Source organism: Streptomyces sp. MB09-02B, assembly GCF_033794485.1.
Lineage (GTDB): Bacteria > Actinomycetota > Actinomycetes > Streptomycetales > Streptomycetaceae > Streptomyces.
In genome coordinates, this window is record NZ_JARGEE010000152.1 from 1 (window position 1) to 16,657 (window position 16,657).

Consider the following 16,657-nt stretch of genomic DNA (forward strand, 5'->3'; position numbering starts at 1 on the left):
CCTCTCGGCGGACCGAACTCGCCCGACCTGCCGGTGACCGAACTCGCCCGACCTGCCGGTGACCGGCCCACCGGCAGGTGGGGCGGGCCGGTCACCGGCAGGTCGGGCGGGCCGGTCACCGGCAGGTCGGGCGAGTTCGGTCACCGGCAGGTCGGGCGAGTTCGGTCCGCCGAGAGGGTGGCGGGGTTCAGCCCGCCGAGAGGCCGGTCAGTCCTGTCGCGCCCGTCAGCTCGTGCAGGGGGAGGGTGTGCTGGGTCTGGAGGACCTTGGCGCGCAGGTAGCGGACGTTGTGGGCGGTGGTGAAGACGCCCGTGGGAACGCGGTCGCGGACACGCACACCGAGGTCGCGCAGCTGCTGGGCCTTGTCGGGGTTGTTGGACAGCAGGTCCAGCTCGTCGATGCCGAGGGCGCCCAGCATCTGCGCCGCCGCCGTGTAGTCGCGGGCGTCCTCCGGCAGCCCGAGCGCCGCGTTCGCCTCGTAGGTGTCGAGACCCTGGTCCTGGAGGGCGTACGCGTCGAGCTTGTTGTAGAGGCCGATGCCCCGGCCCTCCTGGCGGAGGTAGAGGAGGACGCCGCCGCGGTCGGCGATCCGCTCCACCGCCTCGCGCAGCTGCGGACCGCAGTCGCAGCGGGCCGAGCCGAACACGTCGCCGGTCAGGCACTCGGAGTGCAGCCGGACCAGCGGGGCCGTGCCGGGGGCGGGGTCGCCGAGGACGATCGCCAGGTGCTCCCGGCCGTCGACGAGGTCGTGGAAGGTGACCATCTCGGTGTCGACGCCGTAGCCGTCCTGGAAACGCAGCGGTACCCGGACGCGGGCACGCGGGGTGGCAGCGGGAAAGTCGGGCATGCGGGTTCTCCGGTCCTGGTGCGGATGTCGCCGTGCTTCAGTTTTGAAGCACAGCGCTCGCAGCGACTCTAACCCGTGCTTCAAATTTCAAGCAACCGGATTGGGGATACGTCACATTCCCGTCACATGCGATCCGCCCCCGCCGACAGGCGTGACCCCGCTCGCCTGACAGGTGTGACCCGCTCGCCTGACAGGCGTGGCCCCGCCCGGCCGTCACGCACGGTTGCCCTCACCCGTCACGCACGGCCGCCCTCACCCGTCACTCGCGATTGCCCTCGTCCTGCTGGCTCGACGAGCAGGCGCGGCGGCGCCACGGGAGGTCGTCCGAGCCGGGCGCCGTCCGGGGGTCCCCGCCCTGGATCGCCGTCGCGATGGCCGCGCAGATCTCCTCGAACTGGCCGATCTGCTCGGGGCTGAGATGGTCGAAGACGGCCCTGCGCACCGTCTGGACATGGCCCGGAGCCGTGCGCTCCAACAGGGTCATGCCCTCGTCGGTGAGCACGGCGACACTGCCGCGCCTGTCCCACTGGCAGTCCTCGCGCCGCACCACGCCGTCCTTCTCCAGCCTGGTCACGACATAGGTCAGCCGACTGCGCGTGATCTTCAGGCGCTCGGCGAGCTCGGTCATCCGCATCCGGCGCTCCGGCGCCTCGGAGAGGGCGGACAGCACCGAGTAGTACAGGTGCGGCAGGCCGGCCTCCTGCTGGAGCTGCCGGTCGAGCGCGTCCTCCAGGAGGGAACTCGCGGCGACGTAGGCGCGCCAGGCACGCTGTTCGTCGGGGGTGAGCCAGCGGGTCGTCATACGTACAGTGTAGTTATTGTTTAAAACTTGAACCAAGGGAGCGCGTCCCATGCCCCAGCCCTACGTCCTGTTGTCCGCCGCCGTCTCCCTCGACGGCTTCCTGGACGACACCGGGCCCGAGCGGCTGCTGCTCTCCGGCCCGGCCGACTTCGACCGGGTCGACGAGGTGCGCGCGGCCAGCGACGCCATTCTGATCGGCGCCGGCACCCTGCGCACCGACAACCCCCGGCTGCTGGTCAACTCCCCCGAGCGGCGCGCGGCCCGGGTCGCCGCCGGGCTCCCGGAGTATCCGCTGAAGGTCACGGTCAGCGCGTCCGGCGACCTCGACGCGACGGCCCGGTTCTGGCACACCGGCGGCGAGAAGGTCGTGTACACGACCGACAAGGGCGCGGCACGGCTGCACGATCTGGGCCTTCCGACGGGGCCGAACGGCGTGGCCGTGGTCTCCGTCGGCCCCGAGCTGGAGTGGACGGCCGTCCTGGACCACCTCGGGGACGCACGCGGCGTGCGCCGCCTCATGGTGGAGGGCGGCGGCCGGGTCCACACCCAGCTGCTCCAGCAGGGGCTCGCGGACGAGGTGCAGCTGGCCGTCGCACCGCTCTTCGTGGGCGAGGCGGACGCGCCCCGGCTCTTCGGGACGGGCGCCTACCCCGGAGGGCCGAAGAGCCGGCTGCGGCTGCTGGAGACCCGCCCCGTCGGCGACGTCGTCCTCATCCGCTACGCCCCCACCGTCCCCGGCACCGGCCCGGCCGTCTCCCCCGCCGACCGGCACTGGCTCGACCTCGCCTGCACCCTGGCCGCCGCGTGCCCGCCCTCGCGGACCGCGTTCAGCGTGGGGGCGGTCGTGGTCGCGGCCGACGGTACGGAGCTGGCCCGCGGCCACTCCCGCGAGGGCGACGACCCCGTGGTCCACGCCGAGGAGGCCGCCCTCGCCAAGCTCGACGCCGCCGACCCGCGCCTCGCCACCGCCACGGTCTACAGCAGCCTCGAACCCTGCGCCCGCCGCGCCTCCCGGCCCGCGCCCTGCGCCCGGCTCGTCCTCGACGCCGGTGTCCGCCGCGTCGTCACGGCCTGGCGCGAGCCGGACACGTTCGTCGAGGACGCGGCCGCGGGCAACGCGGTGCTGTCGGCGGAGGGTGCCGAGGTGGTCGTGGTGCCGGAGTACGAGGAGCGGGCGAAGGAGCCCAACCGGCATCTGCTGGGTTGAGCGGGAGCTCCGCGAGGCCGTCGGACGGCGGCCGCCGTTTAACCGTGTGCTCGGGGTCCCGCGGATGGCGTACACTGGTTTCAACGACGCGGGGTGGAGCAGCTCGGTAGCTCGCTGGGCTCATAACCCAGAGGTCGCAGGTTCAAATCCTGTCCCCGCTACTGAAGGCCTGAGGCCCGGAATCCGACAAGGATTCCGGGCCTCAGGTGTGTGTCCCAGGGCCATGGGTACGGCGGGCCGCCGCCACCGCGTCCGTGTAGAGCTCACGCGTGAGGTCCTCGGGGGAGACGCCCAGTTCCCCCAGCACCGCGCGGATGTCGTCGAGGGCGAGGGCGACCTCCTCCTCCTGCACCAGGGTCTCGATCTCCAGGAACGTGCCGTCCAGCTCGGGGACCCGTACGAGGGTCGCGAGCATCGGTCGGCCGTACGCCTCGAACGCGTGACTGCGGCAGCGCTTCTCGAACACGATCGCCGGTACGTAGCCGAGGTGCTCCAGGATGGCGTGCGCGATCCGGGAGTCCCCGACCCTTGTCTCGTACTCGGGCTTGGAACCGGACGCGTCGTCCACCGCCGCCGCCTTGAAGGTGAGCAGCGTGCGCCGCTCACCCGTGCCGTGATCGGCGAGGTACCGCAGCCGCAACTCCTCGTCCCGCGCGCGCAGGCTGCCGTCCGGCAGGTCGTAGTACGTGTCCTGGTACGTCTCGGACCTGGCCTCGGCCCGCTCGTCGAGCGCCTGCGCGACCGCCTCCGGCGCGCGCACCCGGGCCTTCAACTCCGCCTCGATCACGCTCGTCCCTCCGCTCTCCCCCGCTCCCCCCTCTCCCCTCCTTACCCACTGCCCCTGCGGGCGGCGGCGGGGTTCAGCCGGTCGACCGCGAGGGACACACGGGCGTTCCCGCTTCCCCGCCCCGGCGGGACGGGTTCGCCGTCAGGCATGCGCCCGAGCCGTGAGGTAAGGGTCCCTGCGAAGGACTTCGCGGCTGTACCGTGCGTGACGATCAGCAACGCCGCACCCCGCTCCGCGCACGAACGCAGCGCGTCCATCTCTGACCTCGCCGACCCGAGATCGAGACCTCGCCCCAGCAGAAACCATCAAGCAGGAGCGCCCCCGCCCCGGGCGGGCCCCCGGACGGCCCCAAGCGGGCCCCGGACAGGCCCCGTGCGGTCCCGGACGGGCCCAGTCGGACGGCCGTATGAGCAGATTCAGCCACCAGACAGTCGGCGTTGTTCACACCTGAGCGTGACGGCGACCGTCACGACATGCCGGTGGGTGGTCGGCGTGCCAGGCTCGGGACCGTGCCGCTCGCGTCAGGTGGCCGTGTCGGAGGGCGACGCGACGAGGGGATGCGAGGAGGTGGAGTGCGTGCCCGTCGACCCGACCGGGGCCGGGGCCGGGGCGCCGCCGGATCCGATGGCGCTCCTCCGGAGCCGCGCCTACCTGGCACTTCTCGCGATGGCCGCGCTGATCGGCGTACCCGTGTCCGCCGCGGCGTTCGGTTTCCTCGTACTGGTCGGCGAGGCCCAGCCCGTGCTCTACACGGATCTTCCCAGGTCACTGGGGTTCGACGGAACGCCGGCCTGGTGGCCGCTGCCGCTGCTCGCCGTCGGGGGACTGCTGGTGGGTCTGACGGTCCGGTACCTGCCAGGGCACGGCGGTCATGAACCGACCGCCGGATTCCACCCCACCGGCGCACCCCCGCCCGTCGAGCTGCCCGGCATCTTCCTCGCCGCCCTGGCGACGCTCTGCTGCGCCGCGGTCCTCGGACCCGAGGCACCCCTCCTGGCACTCGGCAGCGGGCTCGCCGCCGGTGCCGTACGGCTGGTCGGACGCGATCCCCCGGAGCAGATGAGCGCGGTGTTGGGCGCGGCGGGGAGTTTCGCGGCCGTCAGCTCGCTGCTGGGGTCGCCTCTGCTGGGGGCGTTCCTCCTGATGGAGGCCTCCGGGCTGGGCGGGGTGATGATGACGACGGTGCTCGTGCCCGGCCTGCTGGCCGCCGACGTCGGCGCGCTGGTCTTCGTCGGGCTGGGTTCCTGGACCGGGCTGGGCACGTACTCCCTGGTCCTGCCCGACGTGCCCGCCGCCGTGCGCCCGACGGTGGCGGAGTTCAGCTGGGCCCTCGTCATCGGAGTGTCGGCCGCGCTGGTGGCCGCGGGGATCCGGTGGCTCGCCGTCCGGCTCAGGGCGCGCGTCGAGCGGCGCCGGGTGCCGGCCACGGTCGTCATCGGCCTGGTCGTGGCGGGACTGGCGATCGGCTACGCGGAGGGCACCGGCAAACCGGCGACCGACGTGCTGTATTCGGGGCAGACGGCGCTGGACCCCTTCCTCAGGCACAGTGCCACGTACTCGGTGGGCGCGCTGGCGCTGCTGGTGCTGTGCAAGGGCCTCGCCTACTGCGCGTCGCTCAGCGCTTTCCGAGGCGGCCCGATCTTTCCCGCGATGTTCGTGGGCGCGGCGGGCGGCATCCTCTGCTCCCACCTGCCGGGACTGAGTCTGGTCGCGGGGTTCGCGATGGGGATCGGGGCGATGAGCGCCGCGATGCTGCGCCTCCCGCTGGTCTCCGTCCTGCTGGCCACGCTGCTGATCGGGGCCCAGGGGATCACCGTCATGCCGCTGGTGATCGTCGCGGTCGTCGTCTCGTACGTCATCACGGCGCGTCTGACGCCGCTTCCTGCATGACGACCGGTCACGCAAGCGGCCCCAGGATCTCCTGGGACTCGATCAGCCCCTGGTCGCTGGGCGCCTTGCCGGCGTCGAAGACACGGGCCGCCTGGCGGGCCCGGAAGTCCAGGTGGGCTTCGACGGGCTTGACGTAGCCGTGGCGGGCGCGGGCCTCGGCGGGGGACAGTACCTCGGGGTTGCGGGGAGGGACGCCGAGCTTCACCGGCGCGATCACCGGGACCGTGGAGGGTGAGAGCCGTGCCAGCAGGCGCAGTTCGACCCTGGGGCTGAGGTGGGCGAGCGCGAACGCCGTTCTCATGACGGGCACGATGAGCGCGTCGAGGAGGCGGGACTGCCGGATCCCCGCCATCTCGCGCATCCAGCGCGGCATGGTGGCGATCGTGGCGATCCGCTGCGCCTTCGCGACCGCCGTGCTGACCGGCTGCGCCCAGCGCGGCACCGGCGGCAGGACGAGTTCGCTCCGCAGCAGGTGGTTCATGGCCTGACGGGCGATCGGGCTGGCGGACAGCTGCGGGCGCATCCGCTCGAAGTACGCCCGGACGCCGTCCCGGCTGCGCGGGACGTCGTCGGGGGAGCACGTCTGCAGTTCCGCGGCGACCGCGCAGGCCTCCCAGTACTCCCGCTCCTCCCGCTCGGTGAGCTTGCCGGGCCCGTACTTCTCGTACGCGTAGAGGATGGAGTGCCAGCCGGTGAGCTGGATCCACAGCTGCGAGGCGGGGTCGTTGGCGTCGTAGGTGCCGCCTCCGTACGGCAGGTCGCCGACCGCCTTGGAATGGATCTTGACCAGGACGTCGGCGGCCCGGCACACCTCGCGTGTACCGGCGAAGGCCACCATCGCGAAGTACCGCAGGGTCCGGTCATAGCGGGTGCGGGAGCGGCGGTAGATGCCCTGGGTCGCGTGGACGGCGGCCACCAACGGCGGGTCGAGCTCCTCCACGACCACCGCCCGCTGAAACCCCACCGTCGGCGCCGTCGGATAGCTCCAGACCTTCCACACCACCGAGCCCGGGCCGAAGAAGCCGTAATCCTCGTGCGGCTCGACGTCGCTCCGCCTCTGCTTCGCCATGGAGCCGCTCCTCATGTCCTCGCGCGCCCGTGGCGAGAGCCGCCACCCATCCATTACGACAGTGCTGTCTTAAATTAAGACACGAGTGTCGTAAACTGCCAAGGTGTCAGCGTCCACCTCTTCGGAAGACAGGCCGCGCAAGCGACGCCCCTACGCCCCACGCGTCCCGATCACGGAACGCCGCGAGCAACTCCTCGACGCGGCCCTCGCCGTGATCGTGAGCGACGGCTACGACCGGATCTCCATCGACGCGATCGCCAAGAGGGCCGCTGTCGCCCGGTCCGTGGTCTACGGCGCCTTCGAGAACCTCGACGCCCTGCTGACCGCCCTGCTCGACCGGCAGCAGGCGCGCGCCTTCGGACGGCTCCTCGCGACGGTTCCCCGCACACAGGAGGGCCCGCGCGACCCCGCTGCGTTCGCCTCCGAGACCGTACGCCGGATGTCCGCGATGCTCCGCGAGGACACGGACACCTGGCGACTGATCCTGCTGCCCCCGGGCAACATGCCCCCGGTCGTCCGCGACCGCATCGAGGCCGACAGGGAACGGTTCCTGACGCTCGTCGAGGGCTGGATCGACCGCACCCTGGCCGACCGCAGCCTGGCCGACCGCCCCGGCCCGGCACTCGACCCACGGGTCCTCGCCCACGCACTCGTCGCCTGCGCGGAGCACTTCGGCCGTGTCGCCCTCACCGATCCCGGCAGATTCGACCCGCCCCACCTGATCGACCAGGTCCGGATCGTCCTCGGCGCGCTCTGGCCCCCGACGCACTGACACCACATCAGAAAACACCACGCCGCCCGAGCCGGCCGAAGCCGACCCGGGCGCCGCGTAGCAGGTCAGAGGTGGTGTCCCCCACCCGCGAACCGTAGGCCCTGTGGGACTCGAACCCACAACCAACGGATTGAAAGTCCTGGCGTGATCTTGTTGGGTGGTTCCGGAATCTGCTTCGGGGTCCGGAACCACCTGGTCAGAGCATGTACGCCGTAACAGTCAATCCACCACACGGCGGCTCATGCCACAGCGTCCGCTCACGCATCGCTCACGTTGAAGAGCTGCCATCTGGTACACCCCCTGTGACGGAGGCCGCCGGGGGGAGGTGCAGTCCTGTACGCCGTGCAGACGGTGACCACATGGGGCGGTCAGTTCATACCGGGCCCGTCCGTGACCAAGGACCCAGCACGGGCATGAGACGCACGAGGGCGTTGGTGCAGCCGCGAGCATAGCCGCGCGGCTGCGGGGGGGTGCAGTTCCCTGAATACTTCACTCTGATCATATTGATCCGAAACTCAAAGGGTTCTATTCGAGGATGTAGCGGACGTGTGGGCCGCCGAACTAGCCGCGGACGATGTGCGGCTGACGTTGGCGCCGGTGGAAAAAGCGGCGGCTTTCGGCGGCGAGTTGGGCTTGGTCGCGGGCCCGGTTGTGCATGGGCAGGCTGCGCTTGAGGTCGGCCTTGACCAACTCGTCGGGGTTGAGCTCGGGCGAGTACGCAGGCAGAAAATGCAGTTCGATCCTGTCGGGGTGGTCAGCGAGCCAGGCGCTGACCTTGCGGGAGCGGTGGGCGGAGTGGCCGCCCACAACGAGGTGCACCTTGCGGTCGAAGTGCCCGCGAGCCGGTCAGGAAGCGGCACATCACGTCGGCGTCGAGGTCTCGGTGAACACTATGAAGTGCATCCGGCCCTTGGTGCTGATCGCGGACATCGCGTTCACTGAGAACCCGTTGCCACAGCTGCCCCGCCAGCCCCAGTTCGCAATGCCGGTGATCGAGTACGGCCTGCCGGGTCGCCTGCTGCTCGACCGCATCGAGAACCTGATGTTCGCCGACCCGGCGTCCTCGCGGCTGGGCTTCGAGCGCTTCGCGCCCGCCGGCCAACCATTTCGCCCACCAGTTGTCCACCGCCTTGAGCGAGACCTGGAGCACCGCCGCGACCTCCTCACGGCCACGGCCCGCCACCAGCGCGGCCACCGCCCGCAAACGAAGGGCCTCCTGCGTCGACCGCAACAACTGCCGTGCATCCCGCACCAGTTCACTCACGCAGGGATCAACGACCCAGAACACCTACCGTTTCAAATCAACAGAGGGATGAGCCCCCCGAGGTTGCTGGAACTTTGCGAAGGATGCCACACCCCCGAGCGTCAGTCCTTGCCGAACTCGACTCGCCCACCCCGATGTTGACGGCATCTCAGTAGCTCAAGGTTTGCTCAACAGCCTGCTGATGTGCGGCCCCCCAGAGTAGATTCTGTGATCGCCAGTCACTCTTCACCCGCACATCCTTCACACAAGTGACGTCGCCTCAGCATGGTGACTCCGGATGAGCTGCTGGCGCGCACTTTCTTCAGGTCTGCACCATGCATTTTCCCTACCCAACCGCCATATCAACTTGAGGGAATTTATGCCAAAAAGGTCGAGCAACAGAAGCAGCGAAGAAGTTTCCCCGGGTGCTGTGCGTGGCATTCTTGTTGGGAGGCGCACTATCCGCGCCCTCCGTGCTCGGCGCCACGCCTGCGGTGGCCGCTGAATGTCCGTCTAGCGTAGCAACCTACGTTCTCGAGGCGCCCCCGGGTCCTGTATCGCCCTCCAAGAATGTGCCTCGCACGCTGCGTAAGTACCTGGACTGGGAGCCGAAGAGCGGGAACGCCAACGGCATCATTTTCGATACGGACATGACCGCAACCATAGCGGGTGACAGTAGACTCTTCTCGGCTGGCAGTGGGGTGATCTACGAGATCACCGCCTCAGGAACTCTCAAGTCCTACAAGGATCAGACCGCTTCGGGCGGCTCCTTGCTGGCACCCGCAAAGACCTACGATCTGAACTGGAAGAGCTTCCAGAAGGTATGGGCGGTCGGCAAGCTGCTGTTCGGTCAAACCGAGAACGGCGAGATCACCGTCTACTCGCAGAGTGATCCCGAGACAGGTGCCGGAACGATCTCCGAGGTGACGGTCCGGATATCCGCCACAAGCGCAGGAGCGGTGGCCATCAAGGCCGCCGATGATGTATGGGCAGCCGGAAAAAACATTTACACACTGACAGACGGTAAAATCCAGGCCTGGCCCTACATGTCGAGCGAGACTCTGAGCGCCCCACCCAGGGTGACGAGGGTGACTCTGGGCACACCGACCGTCATTGCCACAGGCCTGACAGACGCGCGCCAGGCATGGAGTCCGGGCCCGGGAACCGTCAACACAAGCACGGGTTCCGAGGACTACTCCGGAACCATCAAGGGCTACACCGGAACCGACAGGCTGACCCTCGCAAACGCTGAGATCGCGAACGGAATCTACGGCCAAATCTTCGCCGACACAGCCGGCTGCCTGGCGGACGCCACAGGTGAGCGCCCTTACTTCGGCAGCCCTCCGGACGATCCGGACGTGCCTGCGGCAGTGTCCGACCCCGACCCCGAGCCTGAACCAGCGCCACAGGACGCCCAAACCGCTAGCGGCCGTTTCGTGCAGGGTGACGGACAGCCTGCCGCAGGTCTAGACGTGGTTATCGAAGCGGGTGACCTCATTCCCGAGGAGGTGGGTGAAACCACCACTCTGCCTGTTCTGGGGAAGACCACCACGCGTGCAGACGGTTCATGGTCCTTCACCATTCCGACCACGCTCCCTCCCGATGTACGGGAGGTGGTGGAAGCGAACGGTGGTGCTTTGAACGTGACTGCTACGGCCACCGGCGTGACTTCCACCGGTGTGATCATGTCGGGTACGAATTTCACGACCGCAGCGCCGGAGACGGCCTCGGCCGCCATGCAAGCCTCTATAACAGCAGCAGCAGAGGAAGCACCCGACGCGACTTCACTTCTGCCGCAGGCTCCCGACGACATGAACGAGTTGGAGCCGTCCGAGTTTGCTACGGCTACGAGCTGGGCCGCAACTCAGGACAAATACACAGTCGACACCATAGGCAGTGCCCCACTGCCGGAATGGCAGAGCTCGGCTGGCGCCCCGCCGAAGGACTACAACCCGTATGTCATGGATGGAACAGACGTCAGCGGAATGAAGGTCACTCCATATATGGGTGGCTGCGAAAGGAAGCAGAAGACACTCAAGAAGTGGATCAAGTACACCGTGGTAGCTGAGGGGCACGCCTACTGGGATGCCAAAGCTTCGGTGGATTACGACGAGAAGGTCACGACGAACATCGAGGCTGCCGTATCCTCACCCACAGGGAAATACAAGATCACAGGAGGAAAGAGCGTCGGAAACTCCTTCGGGTACTCAACCGGATACACCAACCAGGGCCCTTACTTCGCAAAGCAGTGGAAGGTCCCGATCGAGTACAAGAAGGTCAAGGTGACCATAAAGTGCGGCGCAAAGAGCGTCTCACACAAAGAAATCTTGCCAGTCAAGTACAAGGTACCATCCGGCGGAGCAACCGGAAAGTATGGCAAGAATGTCGCATCCAAGGATGGAGGCGATGATTTCAAGAAGTCACCCAAGAAGAATCGCGCCTACGTGGAGCCTGGTGCATACTTCCAGTTGTCAAAGGGGCGAACCGTGAAGTTCTCGGCCGCAGTGACGGTGGACTTCGTGGCACTCGGTGCCTCAACTCAGCTCGACCGAGAGCACAAGCAGCGAATAACAGCTGGAAACCAAACGCATTCTCGACACTACATTTGGGGCAAGAATGGTCCTGTCTCCGGCAAGCCGGGCGTGTTCTATTCCTGGTAGATTCGCCGTCCTCGCGGCCTCTCTCCTTCTTGCCACAGCGTGTTCCGCACAGGAGCCGCAGCAGTCCCAAGGGACTGCTCTAGAAGGCGGCACGCAGGAAAACGGTACTGTCGGAAGCGAAAATGTGAAAGTCGGGGATACCTGGTGGTTCGCGCTTCCAGTTCCCACCAACAAGTCCGCCAAACCGATCGAAATAACTGGAGTATCCATTGTCGAGATACCTCGGGGTATGAAGGTCCTGAAATACGGTGCATACAATCTTGAAGACACCGAAGGACTGGCTCTCCTCACAAAAGAGGGTAGCAATCTCACTCCGAAATTCGAGACGCTTCGAGACTACTCCACCGAAACCGTCGAGGTTGCCCCACGCACATCGAGCGACATTTACTACCTCGCGAGACTGAAAATCACTAGCCTGCCAAGCGAGAGCGCTCGCTACTGTAGGTTTGATTACCGTCAGGACGGTCGCGAGTTCACCCAGACGCTGGATTGTGAAGTGGAACTGACAGGAAAATAGAGAAGCGCTGGCTCCGGGTCGCATAAGGCCCCGAGCCAGCGTTTTTATCGGCGTAGATCTGTTGTGTAACTACTCAGAACTGGTCCAGGGGGCGGTGCGGACGGCGCCTGCGCGACGCGTCGGCCTCGCCTTGGTCCTTCCAACCGACAGGCTCAGCCGAAGGCAAGTGCTCGGAAGGTGTTGCGGACATCAGTCAGGGGCTGGCGGTCACGGGTGTAGTAGAGCTTGTTCGCCAGCAAGACGCCCACCGTTGGCGCCGGGGTGAGGCCCACATGCCGGTTCCCGTGAAGCCGTAGTGCACCCAGATGTCGTCAGCGAAATCAGAACCGGGGGCGGGGTGCCAGAACAGACCACGTGCGGGGGCGAGTGAGCCGGTGTGGACGCTGAGCGACGCCTCGGACCAGGCAGACCCGAAGCCCGCTCGCTCGGGGACAGCGTTGTCGTTCAACATGTAGCGCAGGAAGCGGGCGAGGTCGTCGAGGACGGTGAAGGCGCCGGCGATGCCGCACACGCCGCCGAGGAGGCGGGCGGAGAAGTCGTGGGCGGTGCCCCTGAGGTGGGTGTTGGTGTCCGGGTCGAGTTCGGTGGGCGCGCACCGGGCGGCCGTCTCGGCGGGTAGGGGGCCGAAGCGGGTGGAGTTCATGCCTAGGGGCTGCCAGGTCCGTTCCATGGAGAGCTGGTCGAGGCTCTGGCCTGAGAGATGTTCGGCGAGGTAGCCGAGGATGAGTGCGGCTCGGTCGGTGTACTCGACGGCCTCGCCCGGCGGGCGGTGCAGGGCTTCGTGCAGTACGCCGTCGCGGATGTCCTGGGGATCGGTGCCGTACAGGTTCTTCAGTTGGGCCCGTAGCGGGACCCCTGCGGTGTGGGTGAGGAGTTGGCGGGCCGTCACGGCCGCGAGCGGGTGGCCGTCGACCTCCGGCCAGAACTCCCCGAGGGGAGGGACACGTAGGCCATCCCCGGATGCGGCAGAGACTCCCAGGCACTCCGCTGGCCGGATCGAGTGATCGCCAGTCCTGCGGATCGTCCATCACGGCCGGCAACGGAGACAACCGTCATCTCGGCACTGCTGCCTATCTCGACTCGTTCTGTGTTCGAGAACAACCCGTTCAGGCGCCCCAGGTTCACCAGTTCGTCAGCCAACTGCTGCATGCGGGTCGCGGTGACTCTGCTCGTCGCAGAAACGGGCGCCAAGTGGATCTCCAGCAGAGCGGGACCACTCATGTATGCGCTCGACGGCACGAGGTCTCGGTGCCAGGCCAAGCCAGCGGGCGGATCGAGGGGCTGCCAGATCAATTCGTCCGTACGCTGCCCGGAAGCAGGCGAGGTCGGGCCTGGCCCGGCATTCGCTGGCTTGTACTGCGCAATCACCTCTGCCAGGAAGACGGCGGCGTGCTGCGCGGCTGTTTCCTGCGTGCCAGCACCGTCAGTGCTCTGTTTGGTTCCGTTCGCCAGGTCGCTGATCCCGCGGACCAGGAGGAAGGGAATTCCGGCCTTGCTGGCGGCATTGGCGAATCCCGCGCCTTCCATCTCCACGGCGACAGCGTCGTTGTAGTTCCGGTCCAAGTGGACTCGGGACGGCGACTCGGCCGGAGCATCCAGCAAGAGGTCACCCGCCGCGATCGGCTTGAAGTGCACCTTGGCGGTATGTCGTTCCGCTTCCGGCAGCACTCCCCGCCAGTCATCCACGCTGTGGACGTACATGGCCACCTGCTGGAGCGGATGGGAGGTCTCCCAACTGCGCGGGCGTCCCTTGAACCCTTCCGGGCTCTCCTTGCCCCCGTGATACGCATACACCTCAAGAGCCACCACCACGTCCCCTCGGGAGACGTCGGACTTGAGTGATCCCGCGATACCAACGAAGAAGACAGCCTGGGGACGCACGAAATTGATGGCCCGCTCGGTGATCACCGCCGCCGAGTCGTTTCCCGGCCCGGTGGCAGCCAGATAGACCGTCCAGGGCGTACCCGCGAGCCGGCCTCGCTCGAACACCGTTCCCGCTTGGTCGACCCTCTCCAGCCCCTCCAAGAGCCGACGCACCGCCTTGTACTCCAGTGGCAGCGCAGTCAGTACGACGAGCGTCTCCCCAGATGCGTCCATGACCGCCCCCTTGCCACCACCGCTGTGTGCGTCTCGCGCTCATACCGTAGATCCAGTGAGCCCCGCGGAAGCGCTTGGTCACCGGCGTGTCGGCAGCCACGAAGCCCCCGACCAACTACCGCGCAGACCTCGCCTGGCGTGCAACCCCGAACATCCGCTCACGCATCGCTCACGCAGAGCCCCGAAAACGCCACAGCGCCCGACCCGACCGAAGTCGACTCGGACGCTGCGCCGCAGGTCAGAGGGGGTACCCCCTCCCCCGCACCCGTAGGCCCTGTGGGACTCGAACCCACAACCAATGGATTAAAAGTCCACTGCTCTGCCAATTGAGCTAAGGGCCCAGGCGATGTTGCCTCCCCGAGCATAGCCGGACGCGGCCGGGAGTCCGATCGGGTATCGGTACCCGGCCGCGTCGGAGGGCCGTAAAAAGGTCCGCCGCAGAACAGAACGGGCGGAAGATCGGCGGAAGTCGGGCGAGTTGGCCGGGCCGGGACCCACCCCCCTGCCCCGGAACGGCGGCGAGCCGCAGCGGCGAGCGGCAGGAGCTCGGTCCCCCGGGCCCGGGCCCGGCCACGAAATCAAAAGACCACGGGATCACGGGATCACGGAGTCACTCAGTCACAGGGTCACGGGATCACAGGATCACGGGTCGAGCGGCTCCGGCGCCCCCTTCCGTGCCGCCTCCCGCGCCACACTGCGCTCGTGCTCGGGGTCGAGGAACCAGTGGCGGGCGGAGACGGCCCACCACAGTGCCGCGAAGCCCAGCACCACCAGCACGGCGACGGGGGCGTAGTTGAAGTTCTCCCAGGTGACCGGGGACAGCTGGGGGAGCATGAACAGGACGGTGATGAAGAGCACCCAGACCACCGCGATCAGGCCGATCACCCGCGACCAGCGCCCCAGATGCCAGGGCCCGCGTTCGAACGCGTCGCCCTTGCGCAGCCGCAGCAGGGTCGGGATGACGTACGCGATGTAGAGGCCGATCACCGCGATGGAGGTGACGGCGGCGTACGCCGTGACATTGATCAGGTAGGGGAGGCCGAGGACGAGCGCGCCGCCCGCCGCCAGCCACACCGCCGCCACGGGGGTGCGCGTACGGGGGCTGACCGTGTGCCAGACGTGTGAGAACGGGAGGGCGCCGTCGCGCGAGAAGGCGTAGATCATGCGGCTGTTGGCGGTGACCGAGGCCATGCCGCAGAAGAGCTGCGCGCCGATGATGACGAGGAGGAGCAGTTTGCCGCCGGTCGCGCCGAGCGCGTCCAGCAGGATCTGCGCGGGCGGCACCCCGGTCGCCGACTCGCGCGCGCCGTCGTAGGACTGGATGGCGAAGGTGAAGCCGAGGAGGAGGACGAAGCCCGCGACCCAGGACGTCCAGATGGACTGGACGATGCCCTTGGGGCCGGCCGTCGACGCGTCGTGCGTCTCCTCGGTCATATGGGCCGAGGCGTCGTACCCGGTGAAGGTGTACTGCGCCATCAGCAGCCCCAGCAGCACCACGTACAGCCCGCTGCTCCAGCCCGTCTCGTTGACGAACTCGGTGAACACGAAGGACGCCGACCGATGGCTGTCCGGGACGATGACGAGCGCGCCCACGATGACGACCACGCCCACCACGTGCCACCACACGCTGATGTTGTTCAGCAGACCGACGATCCGGACGCCGAAGGTGTTCAGCAGGCCGTGCAGCAGCAGGATCGCGGCGAAGAGGAGGATCGTCCGGCCCGGAGTCACCTCGAAGCCGAACTCCAGGTTCAGGTACGCCGCGAGGAACGACGCCGCGCCGAAGTCGATGCCGGCGGTCACGGCCACCTGGCCGAGCACGTTGAACCAGCCCGTGAACCACGCCCAGGCCGCCGCGCTGCGCTCCGGCGCCAGTCGGTGCGCCCAGAAGTACAGGCCGGCGGAGGTCGGGTAGGCCGAGCAGATCTCGGCCATGGCCAGACCCACGAAGAGCGTCATCAGACCGACCGCGACCCAGCCCCAGGTGATCACCGCGGGCCCGCCGGTGTTCATGCCGAAGAGGTAGAGGGTCATACAGCCGGACAGGACCGAGATGATCGTGAAGGAGACCGCGTAGTTGGAGAACGCGGACATACGGCGGGCGAGGACCTGCGTGTAGCCCAGTTGGGCGAGCCGTTCCTCGTCGGACACCGAGACCGACACAGAGTCCGGAGCCGAAGCCCCGGCTGCCCCACGGGCTATGTCGTCATCTGTCATGCCCCCAGCAATTCCCTCCCCAGGGACGTGACATGCGCCACACGATGGCCGAAAACCGGCGGGAAGGGGGAGGGACAGCGGAAGGGCCCGTACGACCGGAGTCGTACGGGCCCTGCGGCTTTGCTCAGTCGGCGTCAGCCGTTGCGCTTCCAGCGCGGCTTGTCGTCACGGCGGCCGAAGGAGGAGCCGGTGCCGGTGCCGGTGCCGCTGCCACGGTGGTCGTCACGACGGCCGTACGGGCGCTCGTGGCCGCCGGACCGGAAGCCCGGACGGTCGCCCTGGCGGTCGCGGTTGAAGGGACGGTCGCTGCCCCGGTGCCCGCCACGCTCGTCACGACGCTCGAAGGAGCGGCCACCACGGTCGTTGTCGCGGCGGAACCCGCCACGGTCGTTGTCACGACGCTCGAAGGAACGACCACCGCGCTCACCGTCACGACGCTCGACCCCACCGCGGTCGTTGTCGCGGCGGAACCCGCCACGGTCGTTGTCACGACGCTCGAAGGAACGACCACCGCGCTCACCGTCACGACGCTCGACCCCACCGCGGTCG

11 protein-coding genes, 2 tRNA genes and 3 pseudogenes are annotated in these 16,657 nt (G+C 67.9%); 6 read left to right on the plus strand and 10 right to left on the minus strand.

Features of this window, described 5'->3' with window-relative positions; all coding sequences use genetic code 11:
- Nucleotides 1–187 precede the first annotated feature (187 nt).
- Nucleotides 188–847, minus strand: coding sequence for a GTP cyclohydrolase II (locus P1P70_RS21570; protein WP_319240247.1), 660 nt, complete (start codon nucleotides 845–847; stop codon nucleotides 188–190).
- Between the two features lie 259 nt (nucleotides 848–1,106).
- Nucleotides 1,107–1,649 (minus strand): MarR family winged helix-turn-helix transcriptional regulator, encoded by a 543-nt coding sequence (locus tag P1P70_RS21575; protein WP_319240249.1) that lies wholly within the window; start codon nucleotides 1,647–1,649, stop codon nucleotides 1,107–1,109.
- 49 nt (nucleotides 1,650–1,698) lie between these two features.
- On the opposite strand from P1P70_RS21575, the gene P1P70_RS21580 reads away from it, so the two are divergent.
- Together P1P70_RS21580 and P1P70_RS21585 are read left to right on the plus strand one after the other, a co-directional pair.
- Nucleotides 1,699–2,856: a dihydrofolate reductase family protein gene (locus P1P70_RS21580; protein ID WP_319240251.1), complete on the plus strand. Its 1,158-nt coding sequence runs from the start codon at nucleotides 1,699–1,701 to the stop codon at nucleotides 2,854–2,856.
- Nucleotides 2,857–2,943: 87 nt separating this feature from the next.
- Nucleotides 2,944–3,017 (plus strand) — tRNA-Met (locus P1P70_RS21585).
- Nucleotides 3,018–3,058: 41 nt separating this feature from the next.
- Here P1P70_RS21585 and P1P70_RS21590 read toward each other — a convergent pair.
- A complete protein-coding gene (locus P1P70_RS21590) occupies nucleotides 3,059–3,643 on the minus strand; it encodes a class IV adenylate cyclase (protein WP_319240253.1) in 585 nt (194 codons plus the stop codon).
- Between the two features lie 576 nt (nucleotides 3,644–4,219).
- Between P1P70_RS21590 and P1P70_RS21595 the strand changes: the two genes are divergently transcribed.
- Nucleotides 4,220–5,533: a chloride channel protein gene (locus P1P70_RS21595; protein WP_319240255.1), complete on the plus strand. Its 1,314-nt coding sequence runs from the start codon at nucleotides 4,220–4,222 to the stop codon at nucleotides 5,531–5,533.
- A gap of 7 nt (nucleotides 5,534–5,540) precedes the next feature.
- On the opposite strand, the gene P1P70_RS21600 is transcribed toward P1P70_RS21595, so the two are convergent.
- A complete protein-coding gene (locus P1P70_RS21600) occupies nucleotides 5,541–6,602 on the minus strand; it encodes an oxygenase MpaB family protein (protein WP_319240257.1) in 1,062 nt (353 codons plus the stop codon).
- A gap of 103 nt (nucleotides 6,603–6,705) precedes the next feature.
- Here P1P70_RS21600 and P1P70_RS21605 point away from each other — a divergent pair, with 103 nt between their 5' ends.
- Nucleotides 6,706–7,374, plus strand: coding sequence for a helix-turn-helix domain-containing protein (locus tag P1P70_RS21605; protein ID WP_319240259.1), 669 nt, complete (start codon nucleotides 6,706–6,708; stop codon nucleotides 7,372–7,374).
- 561 nt (nucleotides 7,375–7,935) lie between these two features.
- On the opposite strand, the pseudogene P1P70_RS45825 reads toward P1P70_RS21605, so the two are convergent.
- Nucleotides 7,936–8,578 (minus strand): annotated as a pseudogene (locus P1P70_RS45825) (transposase).
- Between the two features lie 689 nt (nucleotides 8,579–9,267).
- On the opposite strand from P1P70_RS45825, the gene P1P70_RS21620 reads away from it, so the two are divergent.
- Entirely contained in the window at nucleotides 9,268–11,277 is a 2,010-nt protein-coding gene (locus P1P70_RS21620; protein WP_319240265.1) for a hypothetical protein, read from the plus strand.
- On the plus strand, nucleotides 11,234–11,794 hold the full coding sequence (locus P1P70_RS21625; RefSeq protein ID WP_319240267.1) for a hypothetical protein: 561 nt from the start codon (nucleotides 11,234–11,236) through the stop codon (nucleotides 11,792–11,794). The genes P1P70_RS21620 and P1P70_RS21625 overlap by 44 nt, the downstream gene beginning before the upstream one ends.
- Before the next feature lie 152 nt (nucleotides 11,795–11,946).
- Here P1P70_RS21625 and P1P70_RS21630 read toward each other — a convergent pair.
- The 5 genes and pseudogenes from P1P70_RS21630 to P1P70_RS45830 all read right to left on the minus strand — a co-directional run.
- Nucleotides 11,947–12,731: pseudogene (locus P1P70_RS21630) on the minus strand (serine hydrolase domain-containing protein); the annotation flags it as partial.
- Entirely contained in the window at nucleotides 12,680–13,891 is a 1,212-nt protein-coding gene (locus P1P70_RS21635) for a 5'-methylthioadenosine/S-adenosylhomocysteine nucleosidase (RefSeq protein ID WP_319240268.1), read from the minus strand. The gene P1P70_RS21635 and the pseudogene P1P70_RS21630, both read right to left, overlap by 52 nt.
- A 268-nt stretch (nucleotides 13,892–14,159) precedes the next feature.
- Nucleotides 14,160–14,232 (minus strand) — tRNA-Lys (locus P1P70_RS21640).
- Between the two features lie 301 nt (nucleotides 14,233–14,533).
- Nucleotides 14,534–16,108, minus strand: a complete 1,575-nt coding sequence (locus P1P70_RS21645) for an amino acid permease (protein ID WP_319240270.1) — start codon at nucleotides 16,106–16,108, stop codon at nucleotides 14,534–14,536.
- Between the two features lie 134 nt (nucleotides 16,109–16,242).
- Nucleotides 16,243–16,657 (minus strand): annotated as a pseudogene (locus tag P1P70_RS45830) (RNA helicase); the annotation flags it as partial.